Source organism: Leifsonia sp. T36S-04 (genome assembly GCF_042465655.1).
Lineage (GTDB): Bacteria > Actinomycetota > Actinomycetes > Actinomycetales > Microbacteriaceae > Leifsonia.
This window is the reverse complement of the sequence record NZ_CP146286.1, coordinates 583089-597903: the sequence shown is the minus strand read 5'-3', so window position 1 is coordinate 597903 and position 14815 is coordinate 583089. Positions and strand designations below refer to the sequence as shown.

At 69.6% G+C, this 14815-nt stretch carries 15 protein-coding genes; 4 read left to right on the top strand and 11 right to left on the bottom strand.

Features of this window, described 5'->3' with window-relative positions; translation table 11 throughout:
• Positions 1-12 precede the first annotated feature (12 nt).
• The 8 genes from nagB to P3F85_RS02895 all read right to left on the bottom strand — a co-directional run bounded on the left by nagB (position 13) and on the right by P3F85_RS02895 (position 8702).
• The gene (gene nagB, locus P3F85_RS02930) at positions 13-798 is read right to left on the bottom strand and encodes a glucosamine-6-phosphate deaminase (RefSeq protein ID WP_374009760.1); all 786 of its coding nucleotides are present in this window, start codon (positions 796-798) and stop codon (positions 13-15) included.
• Positions 798-1694, bottom strand: a complete 897-nt coding sequence (locus P3F85_RS02925; protein ID WP_374009759.1) for an ROK family protein — start codon at positions 1692-1694, stop codon at positions 798-800. Before P3F85_RS02925 ends, nagB begins: the two co-directional genes overlap by 1 nt.
• Positions 1691-3262 carry a glycoside hydrolase family 3 N-terminal domain-containing protein gene (locus tag P3F85_RS02920; RefSeq protein ID WP_374009758.1) on the bottom strand — a complete coding sequence of 524 codons (1572 nt, stop codon included), beginning with the start codon at positions 3260-3262 and terminating at the stop codon, positions 1691-1693. Before P3F85_RS02920 ends, P3F85_RS02925 begins: the two co-directional genes overlap by 4 nt.
• Positions 3259-4101 (bottom strand): carbohydrate ABC transporter permease, encoded by an 843-nt coding sequence (locus P3F85_RS02915; RefSeq protein WP_374009757.1) that lies wholly within the window; start codon positions 4099-4101, stop codon positions 3259-3261. The genes P3F85_RS02920 and P3F85_RS02915 overlap by 4 nt, the downstream gene beginning before the upstream one ends.
• The gene (locus P3F85_RS02910) at positions 4098-5054 is read right to left on the bottom strand and encodes a carbohydrate ABC transporter permease (protein ID WP_374009756.1); all 957 of its coding nucleotides are present in this window, start codon (positions 5052-5054) and stop codon (positions 4098-4100) included. The genes P3F85_RS02915 and P3F85_RS02910 overlap by 4 nt, the downstream gene beginning before the upstream one ends.
• 93 nt (positions 5055-5147) lie before the next feature.
• Positions 5148-6497, bottom strand: a complete 1350-nt coding sequence (locus tag P3F85_RS02905) for an extracellular solute-binding protein (protein WP_374009755.1) — start codon at positions 6495-6497, stop codon at positions 5148-5150.
• Between the two features lie 71 nt (positions 6498-6568).
• A complete protein-coding gene (locus P3F85_RS02900) occupies positions 6569-7750 on the bottom strand; it encodes an ROK family protein (protein WP_374009754.1) in 1182 nt (393 codons plus the stop codon).
• Positions 7751-7826: 76 nt separating this feature from the next.
• Positions 7827-8702 carry a serine hydrolase domain-containing protein gene (locus P3F85_RS02895; RefSeq protein WP_374009753.1) on the bottom strand — a complete coding sequence of 292 codons (876 nt, stop codon included), beginning with the start codon at positions 8700-8702 and terminating at the stop codon, positions 7827-7829.
• Positions 8703-8773: 71 nt separating this feature from the next.
• Between P3F85_RS02895 and P3F85_RS02890 the strand changes: the two genes are divergently transcribed.
• Entirely contained in the window at positions 8774-9562 is a 789-nt protein-coding gene (locus P3F85_RS02890) for an SDR family NAD(P)-dependent oxidoreductase (RefSeq protein ID WP_374009752.1), read from the top strand.
• Between the two features lie 76 nt (positions 9563-9638).
• Here P3F85_RS02890 and P3F85_RS02885 read toward each other — a convergent pair whose 3' ends face one another.
• Positions 9639-10853, bottom strand: a complete 1215-nt coding sequence (locus tag P3F85_RS02885) for an NADP-dependent isocitrate dehydrogenase (protein WP_374009751.1) — start codon at positions 10851-10853, stop codon at positions 9639-9641.
• A 146-nt stretch (positions 10854-10999) separates the two neighbouring features.
• On the opposite strand from P3F85_RS02885, the gene P3F85_RS02880 reads away from it, so the two are divergent.
• The 3 genes from P3F85_RS02880 to P3F85_RS02870 all read left to right on the top strand — a co-directional run bounded on the left by P3F85_RS02880 (position 11000) and on the right by P3F85_RS02870 (position 12275).
• Positions 11000-11452: a GNAT family N-acetyltransferase gene (locus P3F85_RS02880; protein ID WP_374009750.1), complete on the top strand. Its 453-nt coding sequence runs from the start codon at positions 11000-11002 to the stop codon at positions 11450-11452.
• Entirely contained in the window at positions 11436-11789 is a 354-nt protein-coding gene (locus tag P3F85_RS02875; protein WP_374009749.1) for an MGMT family protein, read from the top strand. The genes P3F85_RS02880 and P3F85_RS02875 overlap by 17 nt, the downstream gene beginning before the upstream one ends.
• Positions 11790-11852: 63 nt before the next feature.
• On the top strand, positions 11853-12275 hold the full coding sequence (locus tag P3F85_RS02870; RefSeq protein WP_374009748.1) for a hypothetical protein: 423 nt from the start codon (positions 11853-11855) through the stop codon (positions 12273-12275).
• 25 nt (positions 12276-12300) lie between these two features.
• Here the strand turns inward: P3F85_RS02870 and P3F85_RS02865 are convergent, their stop codons facing one another.
• Positions 12301-14124 carry a histidine kinase gene (locus P3F85_RS02865; RefSeq protein ID WP_374009747.1) on the bottom strand — a complete coding sequence of 608 codons (1824 nt, stop codon included), beginning with the start codon at positions 14122-14124 and terminating at the stop codon, positions 12301-12303.
• 4 nt (positions 14125-14128) lie between these two features.
• Positions 14129-14812, bottom strand: coding sequence for a LuxR C-terminal-related transcriptional regulator (locus P3F85_RS02860; RefSeq protein WP_374009746.1), 684 nt, complete (start codon positions 14810-14812; stop codon positions 14129-14131).
• Positions 14813-14815 lie beyond the last annotated feature (3 nt).

The window sequence follows — 14815 nt, the reverse complement described above, 5'->3', positions numbered from 1 at the left end:
CGACCAGCGGCGCTACAGGCGCTGCCAGGAGGGCTTGTTCGCGTACGCGTAGCGGTAGTAGTCGATGTTGCGCAGCCGCGACGCCGCCGCCTCGTCGACGAGCACGGTCACGTGCGGGTGCAGCTGGATGGCCGACCCCGGGTTCGACGCGGACACCGGCCCCTCGACGGCACCGGCGAGCGCCTCCGCCTTGCCCTCACCGAAGGCCAGCAGCATCAGGTGGCGTGCCTTCAGGATCGTGGACAGCCCCTGCGTGATGCAGTGCATGGGCACGTCGTCCTCGCTCGCGAAGAACCGCGCGTTGTCCGCGCGCGTCTGCTCGGTCAGCGTCTTGACGCGGGTGACCGACGCGAACGACGATCCTGGCTCGTTGAACCCGATGTGCCCGTCCGTCCCGATGCCGAGCAGCTGGACATCCACCCCGCCCGACTCGGCGATGGCCTTCTCATAGTCCGCCCCGGCGTGCTCGATGCCGTCGAGCGACCCGTTCGGCACGTGGATGAGCGACGGCGTCAGCCCGAGCGGCTCGACCACCTCGCGGGTGATGACCGCGCGGTACGACTCGGGGTGACCAGCGGGAAGACCCACGTACTCGTCGAGCGCGTAGCCGCGGACGTGGGACACATCAACCCCGCGCTCGTGGATGCCGCGCTCCAGGGCCCGGTACACCGCGAGGGGCGTGGAGCCGGTCGCCAGGCCGAGCACGGTGTCCGGCTTGGCGGCGATGAGGTCCAGGATGCTGCGCGCGGCGAGGTCGCCGGCGGCGTCCTGGTCGCGGACGACGACGATTTCGGCCATCAGTTCTCTCCTACGAGTGCGGCGCCGAGCGCCGCGACGGGGGTTCCTTCGGGAACGAGGCGAACGCGCGCGGCCAGGTCGAGCGACGCCAGGAACGGCGACGAGCGCTCCCAGCCGTGCAGCACCTCGTGGACGTCGCCGAGCAGCCGCTCCCCCAAGTGGCTCAGGCCTCCCCCGATCACCACGGTGGCGGGGTCGACGGTGAGCACGAGGACGCGCACCGCGGCGGCGATGCCCACCGCCAGCCTATCCGTGATGGCCCGCGCGGCGGGGTCGCCGGCGGCCGCGGCGGCGAAGACCGCGCGCACCGGCAGCGGGTCGTCGGTGGGCCACTGACGCGCGACCCCGGAGCCGCTGGCCACGGTCTCGAGGCACCCGTACTGGCCGCAGGCGCACAGTGCGCCCTGCGGGTCCACCGGAAGGTGACCGATCTCGCCCGCGATGCCCGTGCTCCCCCGCCACAACCGGCCGTCGACGACGATGCCGGCAGCCATCCCGGTGCCGAGGTTGAGGAAGGCCATCGTGCCCGACAGGCCGAGCAGGTGGTAGGCGCCGAGCGCCGCGGCGTTGACGTCGTTCTCTACGCGGACCCCGACGCCGAGGCGGCCGGCGAGCATGCCACCGAGCTCCAGCCGGTCGAGTCCGAGATTGACCGCGTGGGCGACGTGCCCGGACGCCGTGTCGACCATCCCGGGCACGCCGATCCCGATCGACTGGAAGCCGCCGGGCGCGAGGCCCGTCAGCTCGCCGATGCGAGCAACCGCTGCGACCGCGGTCTCGACGACCTCCGAGTGGCCGAAGCCCGTCGCGAGGCGGACCCGCTGCGTCAGCGCTCCGTGTTCGTCGACGGCGACCGCGTCGGTCTTGGTCCCGCCGATGTCGATGCCGAGTCTCACAGCTTGCGCCCGAGCAGCTCGAGCAGCGCGCGCCCGACGAGGCGGGACGCGCCGAACGTGGCGAGATCGGCGTAGGCCCGGTCATCGCTCGGCCAGCCCATGTCGACGACCAGCACCCGCTCGCGTTCGGCGCGGAGCCGGTCGATCGCCGCGCGGGCGAAGGCGTGGCGGTGGTTGTCCTTTCCGACGACGAGCACCGGCGACTGCGCCGCGAGCACGAGGTCGGGGTGGTCGTTCTGCGTGAACAGCACGGCGGGGTTGGAGGCGAACTCTTCCGCCCAGGGTGTCGCCGGGTCGGCCTCCACCTCGGCGAAGGGCCCCCAGGGCGCGCTCCCGACGGCGATGTTCGCGACCGTGTCGATGCGCACCACCGAGTAGCTCCCCGTATTCGCCCGCAGCCATTCCGCTGCATACGCGCTCACGTCGAACGCGCGCTCCACCGCCCGCACATCCCCCGCATCGACAGCCGCCGAGAACAGGGTTTCTGCGGTCCCGTGCGGCGTGTCGGCCGCACTTTTCCTGTGCTCGGCGGCGTCGGCGTCGGCGTCGGGGAGGGAGTGGGCGAGAGCGCGCACCCGGGTGGCGGCGTTGGCGAGGCGGTCGGGAGTGAGGCGGCCGTCGGCGACGGCGGCGGCGATCGCGGCGGAGATCGCGGTGAGCTGCTCGTCCGTGTTCTCGGTGCCGATGCAGAGGAGGTCGCAGCCGGCGGCGAGCGCGAGGACCGCCGCCTCCGGGATGCCGCGCTCGCCACTCGCACCGTGCATGTCGAGGGCGTCGCTGACGACGACCCCGTCGAACCCGAGCTCGCCGCGCAGCATCCCCCCGATGATCGCGGGGCTGAGCGTCGCCGGAAGGCCCGCGTCCAGCTGGGGCAGCAGGATGTGCGACGTCATGACCGCCCGCGCCCCCGCCGCCACGACGGCCCGGAACGGCACGAGTTCGCGCGCCCGCAGCTGTGCAGCCGACAGGTCGACCACCGGCAGCTCCAAGTGCGAATCCGCTCCTGTGTCGCCGTGGCCGGGGAAGTGCTTGGCCGCGACCGCAACGCCCGCCGATTGGAGTCCTCGCGTCCAGGCGGCGCCATGCTCGGCGACCACCTCGGGCGATGTTCCGAAGCTCCGCACGCCGATCACGGGGTTGTCGGGGTTGGAGTTGATGTCGATGTCGGGGGCGAAATCCAGGTTCACGCCCGCCCGCCGCAGCTCTTCGCCCACCCGGCGGGCGACGCGCTCGGTGTAGTCGACGTCGCCGAGCCGGCCGAGGATGGCGTTCCCGGGATAGGGCGAACCGCTCTCGTAGTAGAGCCGCGTGACGTCGCCGCCCTCCTCATCGATCGCGACGACGGCGTCGGGATTGGCCGCGTAGATCGCGTCGGTGAGCTCGCGCAGCTGTCGGGCGGAGGCGATGTTCTGCCCGAACAGGCACACTCCGCCCAGGCCCTGGCGCAGCCGCTCGGCGAGCCACTCCGGGAGCGTCGTCCCGACGAACCCGGGCAGCAGCGTCGCGGCGATGCTGCGGCGGAGGTCCAGGTCGGTCAGTGCGGTGTCGGCGACGGACGCGCCGCTCACCCCTTGACCGCCCCACTGACCAGCCCACTGGTCATCCGCCCCTGCACGATGAGGAAGAAGATGATGACAGGCACCGCGACCAGGGTCGACGCCGCCATGACCTGCCCCCAGTCGGTGGCCCGGGAGGCGGACTGCTGCACGAAGCCGCGCAGCCACAGGGGCAGTGTCGCGCTGCTGGACTGCGGCAGGATGACGAGCGCGACCGTGAACTCGTTCCATGCTTGCAGGAAGGCGTAGACGCCCGACGCGACGAGGCCAGGCGCGAGCAGCGGGAAGGTGATCCGCAGGAACGCCTGCGTGCGGCTGAGCCCATCCACCATCGCCGCCTCTTCCAGGTCGGCCGGGATGCCCGCGACGAAGCCGCGCAGCATCCAGATCGTGAAGGGCACAACGGCGGCGATGTACAGGATGCTGACGCCGATCACCGTGTTGAGCAGCCCGAGCGTGCCCATCAGCTTGTACTGCGCGATGAACAGTCCCTCGGCGGGCAGCATCTGGATCAGCAGCACGGCCAGCACGAACGATCGGCGGCCGCGGAAGCGGAACCGGCTGATCGCGAGCGCGGCCAGGAACGCGAACGCCAGGCAGCAGACGACCGTGATCAGCGCGACGGCGACGCTCATCCCGAGCGCGGGGAAGAACGTCCCGCCCTCGACGACGGAGCTGAAGTTGTCGAACGAGCCGCCGAAGGGCAGCCAGGTCGGTGTGGTGTTCTGCAGGATGACGTTCGGCAGCAGCGACGAGTTCACCATCCAGTACACCGGGAACACCCAGATCAGGGCGAGCACGATCGCCAGGGCGCCGAGCAGCACGCGCGACGGGCGGATGCGGCGGGTCATGATTCGTCCTCCTTGAGAAGGTGGCGCACGTAGAACCAGCTGAGGGCGACCGTGAGCACGAGCACGAAGACGCTGACGGCGCTGGCCATCGCGAAGTCGCTCGAGCCGACGCCGAGCTGGTAGATGTAGGTGCCGAGCAGGTTGGTCTCGCTGGCGATCGATCCCTTGTCCTGCAGCAGCTTGATCTGGGCGAACACGCGCAGATCCCAGATGATCTGGAGCAGCAGCACGATCCCGAGCACCGGACGGATGATCGGCAGGATGATGTAGCGCAGCCGCTGCCATCCGCGGGCGCCGTCCATCTGGGCCGCCTCGATGACCTCGCCCGAGACCTGGGTGAGGCCGGCGTAGACGGAGAAGGCGACGAAGGGGACGCTCATCCACGTGACGATGACCATCGCGACGAAGAAGAACGAGAGCGGGTTCTGCAGCCAGTTGTGGTTCTGGAAGTCGAGTCCCCACGAGGTGAGGGTGTAGTTGACCACCCCGCGGCGCCAGTCGAACAGCCAGTTCCAGACGGTCATCGCGGCGACCACGGGCATGGCCCAGGCCAGCAGCAGGGCGACCTGCAGGATGATGCGGATGCCGCGGTTCACGGCGTTCATGAGCAGCGCCATCCCGATGCCGATGCCGACCGTGACGAACGCTGTCACCAGGCAGAAGGCGATGGAGCGGGCGACCACGACCCAGGTGTAGCCGTCGGAGAACAGGGTGATGTAGTTCTCGAACCAGACGAAGTCGGCCGGCTTGCCGAACTGCTGGGCCAGCCCGAAGTGCTGCATCGAGGTGATCAGCTGCCAGACCACGGGGTAGCCGAGGGCGACGAGCAGGATGACGATGGCCGGCAGCATCAGGCCGTACGGCGTGATCCATCCCCGGCGCCGTCGCGGCCGGGTGGCGGCCGGCGGCGGTGCCGACGGCAGGACGATCCGTGTGTCCTCAGTGGCGGTCACGTGCGTCCTCCTTACGTGGTGTGATCGGGATGACGCAACACGCCGTGCCGGTGCGTTCCGGCACGGCGCGTTGCGTCAATCAGGTGCGGACGGTCAGCTCTTGACGTTGAGCAGAGCGTCGATCTTCTTGTCGTACTCCTGCGCCAGCGCCTTCAGGTCCGAGGCATCCCGGATCTTGGAGAAGAACTCCTCCATGACGTTGGCCGCCTCCACCGACGCCCAGCCCGGAGCGGCCGGCGTCAGCTTGGAGTTCGACGACGACTCGATGAGAGCCTTCGCGAACTGGTCCGTGCCGAGCGACGACGTGTACTTCGAGTTCGCCGGGCCGAGGCCGTTCTGGCCGAGCAGCTCCTGGTACTCCTTCGAGAACATGATCTTCAGGAGCGTCTTCGACAGCCCCGGCTCCTTGGTCTTCGCCGAGATGCCGATGTTGGAGCCACCGGCGAACACCGGGGCGGGCTTGCCGTCGTTGCCGGGGAGCACGAAGGTGCCGAACGTGGCGTCGTTCCAGGTGCGGGTGGCCTTGCCGTCCGCGCCGGTGCCCAGGTCGCCGATCGACCAGTGCGCCCATCCCGGAGCCATGATGGTCGCGGCGGCCAGCGAGGTGTCACCGGTCTTGTTCCCGTTCGCGTCCAGCGTCTGGTCCGAGTCGTTCAGGTAGATGTACTGGTTCGAGTCCTTGGCGTCGTTGGGCGCCTTGGATGCGTTCTTGTACAGGTCCTGGAGCTGCTGGAGGCCCTTCAGCGAGTCGGCCGACTCGAGAGTGGCCTTCCACTTGTCGCCGTCCTTCTTGGCGATGTCACCGCCGTTGGCGAAGATCCAGGAGATGCCGTCGCGCCAGTCCTGACCGCCGAGGAAGAAGCCGGAGAAGTTGTCGATCCCCTTCGGGTTCTTCGCCGTGATGGTCGCGACGTCCGTGTTGAACTGGTCGAGCGTGGTGGGCACCGAGACTCCGGCCGCCTGGTAGACGTCCTTGCGGTAGAACATGTAGCGCGAGCCGAAGTAGTACGGCAGCGTGTAGTTCTTGCCGTCCACCTTGCCGGCCTCGACGAAGGACTGCAGGAGGTCGCTTCCGCCCAGTTCCTTGTACATGTCGGAGATGTCGAGGAAGGCGCCGACGTTGGTGAACGTCGGGGACTGGGTGTTGCCCATCTCCGTGACGTCGGGCGTGTTGTTGGCGTCGGGGAGCGCCGTGGTCAGCTTCGTGACGATGTCTCCCCAGTCCTGCTGCTCGATCTTCAGGTTCGCCCCGGTCTCCTTGTTGAACTCCGTCTTCAGGTAGTTCCGCAGCTTGTCCGGGGTGTCGGAGCCGACGAGCCACAGGGTGACCGTCTTGCCCTTGCCGTCGGTGCTGGCTCCGGTGGAGCCTCCCGACGCGCACCCGGCGAGCACGAGAGCGGAAGCAGTGGCCACAGCGGCGAGGCCGACGAGCTTTCTCTTCATGGCTGTTCCTTTCGTTGTGTTGGGACTCTTGTTGGTAGGGATATGGAGCTGATCGACGGGGTGCCGCTCTGTCACGAGACCCCGAGCCGTCCGGAGAGGACGAGAACGGCCGCGCCGCGCAGGACGATGTCCTGCCCCTGCGTGGTCATCCGGAGGGACAGGTCGGCGTGGTTCTCCGCCATGGTCCGGTTCCGGAGTGTGTCGACGGTCGCCGCGGCGAGCGGGCCGTCGAGCAGTTCGGTCGGGCCGCTGAGCACGATCTCCGACAGATTGAGGGCGCCGACGACGGGCGCGAGGGCGATGCCGAGGCGTTGCCCGGCTTCGCGGAGGACGGGCGTGACGTCGAGCCCCGCCACCTGAGCGTCGTGGATGCCGCGCTGCAGCTGCGGGACGCTCAGCCAGTGTTCGAGCACTTGGTCGCGGTTGTAGGTCGTCTCGAGCCCGAGGTCGGTTCCGACCATGACCTGGCCGATCTCGCCCGCCGCATAGTGGCTGCCGTAGACCAGCGCGCCCGCGACGAGCAGGCCCGCGCCGATACCGTGGCCGACGCGGATGAGCATCATGTCGCCGGCGGCGCCCCCGTAGGTGTGCTCGGCGAGCGCGGCCGCGTTGGCGTCGTTGGCGACGATGACGGGCAGCCCGGTGCGGGCGGCGAGGTGCTCTTGGAGGGCGAGCCCGCTCCATCCCAGGTTCGGTGCGGTGAGGATGGTGCCGCTCAGGTCGACGACACCCGGCGAGCCGACACCGATACCGAGGATGGGGACGGTCGCCGCCGCGACGAGCTGGTCGATGAGCGCGTCGACGTTCGCGAGCGCATCCTCACCGGTGGCGGCACGGCCCGCCGAGTCAGCCAGCATGACCTCCGCAGAGGCGAGAATGGCGCCGTCGAGGTCCATGACCGCGCCGCGGAAGCGGTCGTGATCGCTGAGGTCGACACCGATGATCTGGTGAGCGCTGCGGTTGATGTCGAGGAGGACGGCCGGCTTGCCCGGCCGCGCCGACTCTCGTTGGCCCAGCTCGATGACGAGCCCCTCCCCGAGCAGCTCGGCCACCAGGTCCGAGACGGTGACCCGCGTGAGGCCGGTGTCGCGGGCGAGGTCGGCGCGGCTGCGCATCCCGGAGCGGTACAGCGTCTGGAGGACGAGCGACCGGTTGTGGCCTCTCGCGTGCTCCGGGAGCACCTTGACGCGCGGCCGGAGCACCCGCCCCGGGCCCAGCCCGCCGGTGCTTCCCTGCACCTCCGTCGTCGTCATGTTTGTTAGTAAAGCTTACGAACAAATGAAATGCAAGAGACGAAACGAAGTCGTTACATGGCTCGTGCGCGCGGGATCAGCCGAGCAGTGCCTCGTGCGCCGCCTCCAAGAGCCGACCGGTGCGGAACTCCTCGTGAGCCGTCACGGTGAGGACCGCATCCCGCGCGTCGTCGACCACGACGTACTGCCCGTAGCGCCCGTCGAAGCGCCACAGCCCGGATGGCCCCTCCCACACCGCGAGGCCGTAGCGCGACGTCTGCCCCGGCTCGCCGGTCTCGCGCCACTCCGCGTGCATCCCGTCGATCCACCCGGCGCTGACGATTCGGGAGCCGTGCCACTCGCCCCGGTCGCGCAGCACGCGGCCGATCCGGGCGAGCTCTTCGGTGCGCAGCAGGAGGCCGCTGCCCGCGACGATCCAGCCCCGCGGGCACCGCATCCACTGCGGGTTGTCGATGCCCAGCGGGTCGAACAGGCGGGGCATCAGCCAGTCCCGCACGTCGCCGACGGCCGCCCCGAGCATCCGCATGGCGACATAAGTGCTCGCGTCGGAGTACTGGAAGCTCTCCCCCGGCCCCCGTGTCGGCCGTCGGAGCATCTCCTGCGCCAGGTCGGGCCAGGGCGCCGGCTCGTCGCCGAACCAACGGAAGTCGATGCCGCTCGACATGGTGAGCAGGTGACGGAGGGTGACCCGGTCGACGCCGTCGCCGAGCCGCAGGCCGGGGAGCGCCTCAGCGACCGTGGTGTCGAGGGACAGGATGCCCTCGTCGACGGCTATCCCCGCGGCGAGCGCACTGATGCCTTTGGACACCGAGTAGACGTTCACGCGGTCGTCGCTGCGCCAGTGGTGCCCGGCGGCGTCCTCCCCGACCAGCGCGTGCACGCCGTAGGCGCCGAGCCCCTCGCGGTCCACGGTCTCGACGAAGCGGCGGAGCAGGGAATCGGCGGCAGTCATCCCACCATTGTGGACTCCCGACGCCGCCGCGCCCGCCACGCCGACGCGGCCGCCACGACTAGGGTGCTGGAATGACCGACACCGCTCCCTCCGTCGCCCGCGCTCCGTTCTCGCTCGCCGGCTCCCGCGCCCTCGTGACCGCCGCCAGCCGTGGGCTCGGCCGCGAGATCGCGCTCGAACTCGCCGGCCAGGGCGCCGACGTCGTGCTGGGCGTCCGCGACCCCGAGGGTTCGGCCGAGCTTGTTCGCGAACTAGAGGCGTTCGGCGTGCGGGCGACGGCGATCCGGCTGGACGTGCTCGACCTCGACGGCTGCCGCGCCGCGATCGACGCCGTCACCGCGTCGCTCGGCCCCATCGACATCCTCGTCAACAACGCCGGCGGCGGGATCGACGCCCCTGCTCTCGAGGTGACCGAGGCCGATTTCGACCATGTCTGGCAGCTCAGCACCCGCTCCACGTTCTTCCTGTCGCAGCACGTGGCGAAGAGCATGCTCGCGAACGGGGGCGGAGCGATCGTCAACGTCGCGTCGCAGGCGGGCCTCGTCGCGCTCCCCGGGGAGGCGTCCTACTGCGCGGCGAAGGCGGCGGTCGTGCACCTCACCCGCTGCCTCGCGGTCGAGTGGGGGCAGTACGGCATCCGTGTCAACGCGGTCGCGCCGACCTTCATCGAGACCGACGGCACCTCTGCCGCGCTGTCGGACGACGCGTTCCGTGCCGACACGGTCGACCGGATCGCGGCCCTCCACCGGATCGGCGTGCCGCGGGAGGTGTCGGGCGCCGTGGCGTTCCTGGCGTCGCCCTCCGCCTCCCTCATCACCGGCCAGACCCTCGCGATCGACGGCGGTTGGACCGCGCGCTGACCCCTTAATGATTCGTGCCGAATGTGCGTTCTCGCGGAGCGATAGCGCACATTCGGCACGAATGCGTGGCGGGAGGTCAGGCCATGCGGGTCTTCAGGTTCTCGGCGATCGCGTCGAGGAACTCCTCGGTGGTGAGGAACGGCTGCTCCGGGCCGACGAGGAGCGCGAGGTCCTTCGTCATCTTGCCCTCCTCGACCGTCTTCACCACGACGTCCTCGAGGGTGTGCGTGAAGTCGATGAGCTCCTGGTTGCCGTCGAGCTTGCCGCGGTGCGCGAGGCCGCGCGTCCAGGCGAAGATCGAGGCGATCGGGTTCGTCGAGGTCGGCTTGCCCTGCTGGTGCTGGCGGTAGTGGCGGGTGACCGTGCCGTGCGCGGCCTCCGCCTCGACGACCGAGCCGTCGGGAGTGGTCAGCACGGAGGTCATCAGGCCGAGCGAGCCGAAGCCCTGCGCGACGGTGTCGGACTGCACGTCGCCGTCGTAGTTCTTGCACGCCCAGACGTAGCCGCCCTCCCACTTGAGGCTGGAGGCGACCATGTCGTCGATCAGGCGGTGCTCGTAGGTGAGGCCGGCGGCGTCGAACTTCTCCTTGTACTCCGCATCGAACACCTCCTGGAAGAGGTCCTTGAAGCGGCCGTCGTAGGCCTTCAGGATGGTGTTCTTGGTCGACAGGTAGACCGGGTACTGGCGGTCGAGACCGTAGTTGAACGAGGCACGCGCGAAGTCGCGGATCGACGCGTCCTGGTTGTACATGCCCATCGCGACGCCGGCGCCGGGCGCCTGGTAGATCTCGAAGGACTGGGCCTCGCCGCCGTCGGCCGGCTGGAAGCTCATGGTGAGGGTTCCGGGGCCGTCGAACACGAAGTCGGTGGCGCGGTACTGGTCGCCGAAGGCGTGACGGCCGATGACGATCGGCTTGTTCCAGCCGGGCACCAGGCGCGGGATGTTGGAGATGATGATCGGCTCGCGGAAGACGACGCCGCCGAGGATGTTACGGATCGTGCCGTTCGGGCTCCGCCACATCTTCTTGAGGCCGAACTCCTCCACGCGGGCCTCGTCGGGCGTGATGGTCGCGCACTTCACGCCGACGCCGTGCTTCTGGATGGCGTGGGCCGCGTCGATCGTGATCTGGTCGTCGGTCTCGTCGCGCTTCTGGATGCCGAGGTCGTAGTACTCGAGGTTCACGTCGAGGTACGGGTGGATGAGCGAGTCTTTGATGGCCTTCCAGATGATGCGAGTCATCTCGTCGCCGTCGAGTTCGACGACCGTTCCGTCAACCTTGATCTTGTCCATGGTTCTCCTGGGGTGTCTGCCGTTTCAAGCCGACGACAGCTTACCTGAGCGCGGCAACTATCTTGACATCGAGACAAATTCTCTCGGCGAACCAGCGGCTGCGGTGAGAGCTATGCCGGGTCGCCCGCGCACGTTACCCTTTCGTCATGGCTGAGTTGAGACTGGAAGAGTTGAGTGCGCGGACCGTCGTGGCGGCGAATGCGCTGACACTGAAGCCGGGCCAGGAGCAGTTCGTGGCCCCGGTGTCCTACTCGGCTGCGGCCGCCGTGGTCGACCCGAACACCTCGTGGCAGCGCGTGGTGCTCGACGGCGACGAAGTGGTCGGCTTCATCATGGGCAACTTCGACCCCAATGCGGAGCACGACGAGTTCAAGGCCATCCTCTGGCGCATCAACGTCGACGCCGACGACCAGGGCCGCGGAATCGGCACGTTCGCCGTCCACGCACTCGCCGACGAGGCGCGCAGCCGCGGACACGAGCGCCTCTACGTCATCTGGGAGTCGGGCGAGCTCGGGCCCGAGCAGTTCTTCCTGCGCAGCGGGTTCCTGCCCGTCGGCGAGACGCAGTACGGCGAGACGATCGGTGCCCTCGATCTCTGACCCCGGCTCCGGCCACGATTCCTTCGTCGAGCGCGTGCTGGAGGTCGTGGACGGCATCCCGCCCGGCCGGGTGATGACCTACGGCGATGTCGCGGCCACGCTGGGCTCCCGCGCCGCACGGATGGTCGGCCAGATCATGGCCTATTACGGCAGCGACGTCCCATGGTGGCGGGTGGTCCGTTCCGGCGGCCGCCCGCCCGCGAATCACGAGCACATCGCGCTCCAGCACTACCGTGCTGAGGGCACGCCGCTGGTCGGGGTCGGCACGCCGACGTACCGCGTCGACATGCGGCTGGCCCGCTACGATGACGGACGTGATCATCCCTCCGACCGATGAACCACTCAGATCCGTAGTGTTCACTTCGTAAGAGACCCCTGTCCGTCCTGCCCTGGAGCTGCCGTGCCCCGCATCCGAACCATCGGCGTCATCGCGACGATGTCCGCAATCGCCGTGGCGCTGTCCGGATGTTCGGTGCTGACCGCGTTCGAGCCGCACGTCTCCGCCGAGATCTTCGACTCGGCGAAAGAGATGAAGGCCACCAACACGGCGGTCTTCGGGTCACCGTCCTTCGTTCCGGACGACGCGACCATCATCCGGGTCGACTACGACACGCAGAACGGCTCGGCCATCCTGACCTACACGTCGAAGACGCACCTCGCGCCCGGCACCTGCACCAAGGAGACCACGGCGCCCAAGCCCGCCATCCAGGACAGCTGGTGGCCGGTGGACGGGATCCCCGCCAAGGCGGGCGACTGCGGCGACGGATGGTCCGTGTTCGCGATCGGCGACCAGGTCTGGGCGGCGAAGGCCGCGACCAAGTAGCGCGGCGCCGCTAGGCTCGCGGCGCTCAGGACCCGACGGGGATGGTCAGCTCGATGATCGTGCCAAGGCCCTCGACGGACCGGATGTCCGCGCGGCCGGACACCGCCTCCACCCGGTCACGGACCCCCTCGAGGCCGCCGCCCGGCTCGACCTTGGCCCCGCCGCGGCCGTCGTCCTTGATGATGACCGTGACGGTCGTGTCGGCGCGCGTCACCGCCACGGAGCAGTTGCGGGCCTGCGAGTGCTTTGCGGCGTTCGCCAGGCACTCCGACACGCAGAAGTAGATCGTCTCCTCGACCACCTCGGGCAGCCGGTCCGAGAGGTCGACGTGCACCTCCACCGGCAGGTGGCTGCGCATCCCCAGCTCCTCGATGGCGGAGCGCAGGTCGCCGTCGGTCAGGACGGTCGGGTGGATGCCGCGGGCCAGTTCGCGCAGTTCACGGAGTGCGTCGGCGAGCTGGCCCGACGACCGCTGCAGGTCCGCGGCGAGCTCCTCGTCGCCGTGCGCCTCCGCCTTCGCCGTGGCGATCCGCAGGCTGATCGCCAGCGAGACGAGCTGCTGCTGGCTGCCGTCGTGCAGGTCGCGCTCGAGTCTGCGCCGCGCGAGGTAGCCTTCCTCGACGATGCGCAGCCGCGACTCCCGCAGCTCCTGGATGGTGCGCTCGAGTCGCTCACGCAACCGGTCGTTGTCGACCGAGAGCAGCAGTGCTGAGGAGACCGCGTCCAGCAGGCGGTCGTCCTGCGTCAGCGCGACGTCGTGCTCGATCAGGGCGATGGGGCCCTGATCGGAGTCGATCGCGAGGGTCGAGCGCCCGGGACGCGACGTGGGCGCCGACTCCGGAGCGAGCTCGCCGTCGCTGGTCTGATACGTCTGCAGCGGCTCATCCCACCAGAACACCCGCAGCGAGGTGTCGTGCAGGGTGCGCGCCAGGCTGGACTCCCAGAGCGCCCGGTCGACTTTGTCGCGCGCCACGATCACGAGGTCGGCAACCCGCGACCTCAGGCCCCTGGCGTAGAGGACACCGCCGACGAAGGCGGGAGGGATGAGCGCGATGGCCACCGGCGGAACGAACTGCAGCCAGCCGCCGTCCCAGTCGAGGGCGAAGCTCAGCGAGTCCTGGATGGTCCCGACGCACCAGAGCAGGATCGCGAGGGGCATGACGAAGGCGACCCGGCGGGCCGGGAGCGTGCTCGTGAACCAGCGAGCGATGAGACGGGCCGCCACGGTGAGCATGAGCGCGAGCCCGACGAAGCGCCACCCGAGCCCCAGCCAGAAGTCGGCGGTGTCGCTGGGCAGCACCGCATAGGGATTGGCCACGCAGCCGCACTCGGCCGGCTGCGGCGAGGAGAACAGCAGGATGCCGCCGAGCCGGATGGCGAAGGCGACGCCGACCGCCATCACGATGGCACGGTCGAACCGCGCCGTCAGCCGTCCGGTGGGATAGCAGAGCACCAGGATTCCGACCAGCACCGCCCACAGGTCGGTCACCCCCGCGACCCACGGCCACACCCACCCCCATTGGCGTACGAGCGGATACCAGGCGCCCGCGGACCAGAAGATTGCGGCCCCCACCATCAGCCAGCCCGGGATGGGACTCCTCACGATCCGCCACGCGACGACGGCGCAGATGACGTAGTCCAGAGCGACGGCGACGAAGACGATGGCCCAGCCCACGCCCGACGGACGCGGGCCGTAGTCGCCGGTCATCGCGCTCAGTACCTGCGCGAGCACGTTGGAGGCGACCGCCACCGTCACGGCGAGCGCGCGCAGGGCCAGCCGCAGCGCGTGCGGCCGGGCCACCGGACTCAGGGCGTCCGTGCGTTCGAGGACCGGCCGCGCGGCGACCATCGGTTCAGGCGTCCCGGCCGAGGAAGCGCAGCACCGCGAGCACGCGCCGGTGGCCCTCGGCGGAGTCCTCCACGCCGAGCTTGGCCATGATGTGACCGATGTGCGACTCCACCGTGCGCAGGCTGAGGTGCAGGTCGCCCGCGATCCCGACGTTCGACTTGCCCTCGGCCATCAGCCGCAGGACGTCCCGTTCGCGGATGGACAGCGACTCGACCGCCGCCTCGGACGAGCGCGCGGACACCAGCAGTTGCACGACCTCCGGGTCGACGATCGAGCCGCCGCGCGCCACCGTACGCACGGCGGTGACCAGCGTGTCGGCGTCGGCCACGCGATCCTTCAGCAGGTAGCCGGTGCCGCTGCCCGCGCTCATCGCCCGGATTGCGTACGCGGCTGTCGTGTACATGGAGAGCAGGAGGACACCCGCGTCCGAGCCGGTCGCTCGCAGCCGCTCCAGAGCCCGAAGCCCCTCGTCCGTGTGCGTCGGGGGCATCTTGATGTCGAGGACGATCGCGTCGATGTCGCCGTCTGCGGCGACCGCGTGCAGGAGCTCCTCGGCCGTGTCGACGGACGCGACGACGTCCATCCCGCCGGCGCGCAGGATCTGCCCGATCCCCTCGCGCAGGAGTACTGCGTCGTCGGCGACGGCCACCCTGAGCGTGCGGGAACTGTCTGTCTGTCCCCCGCTCACGCG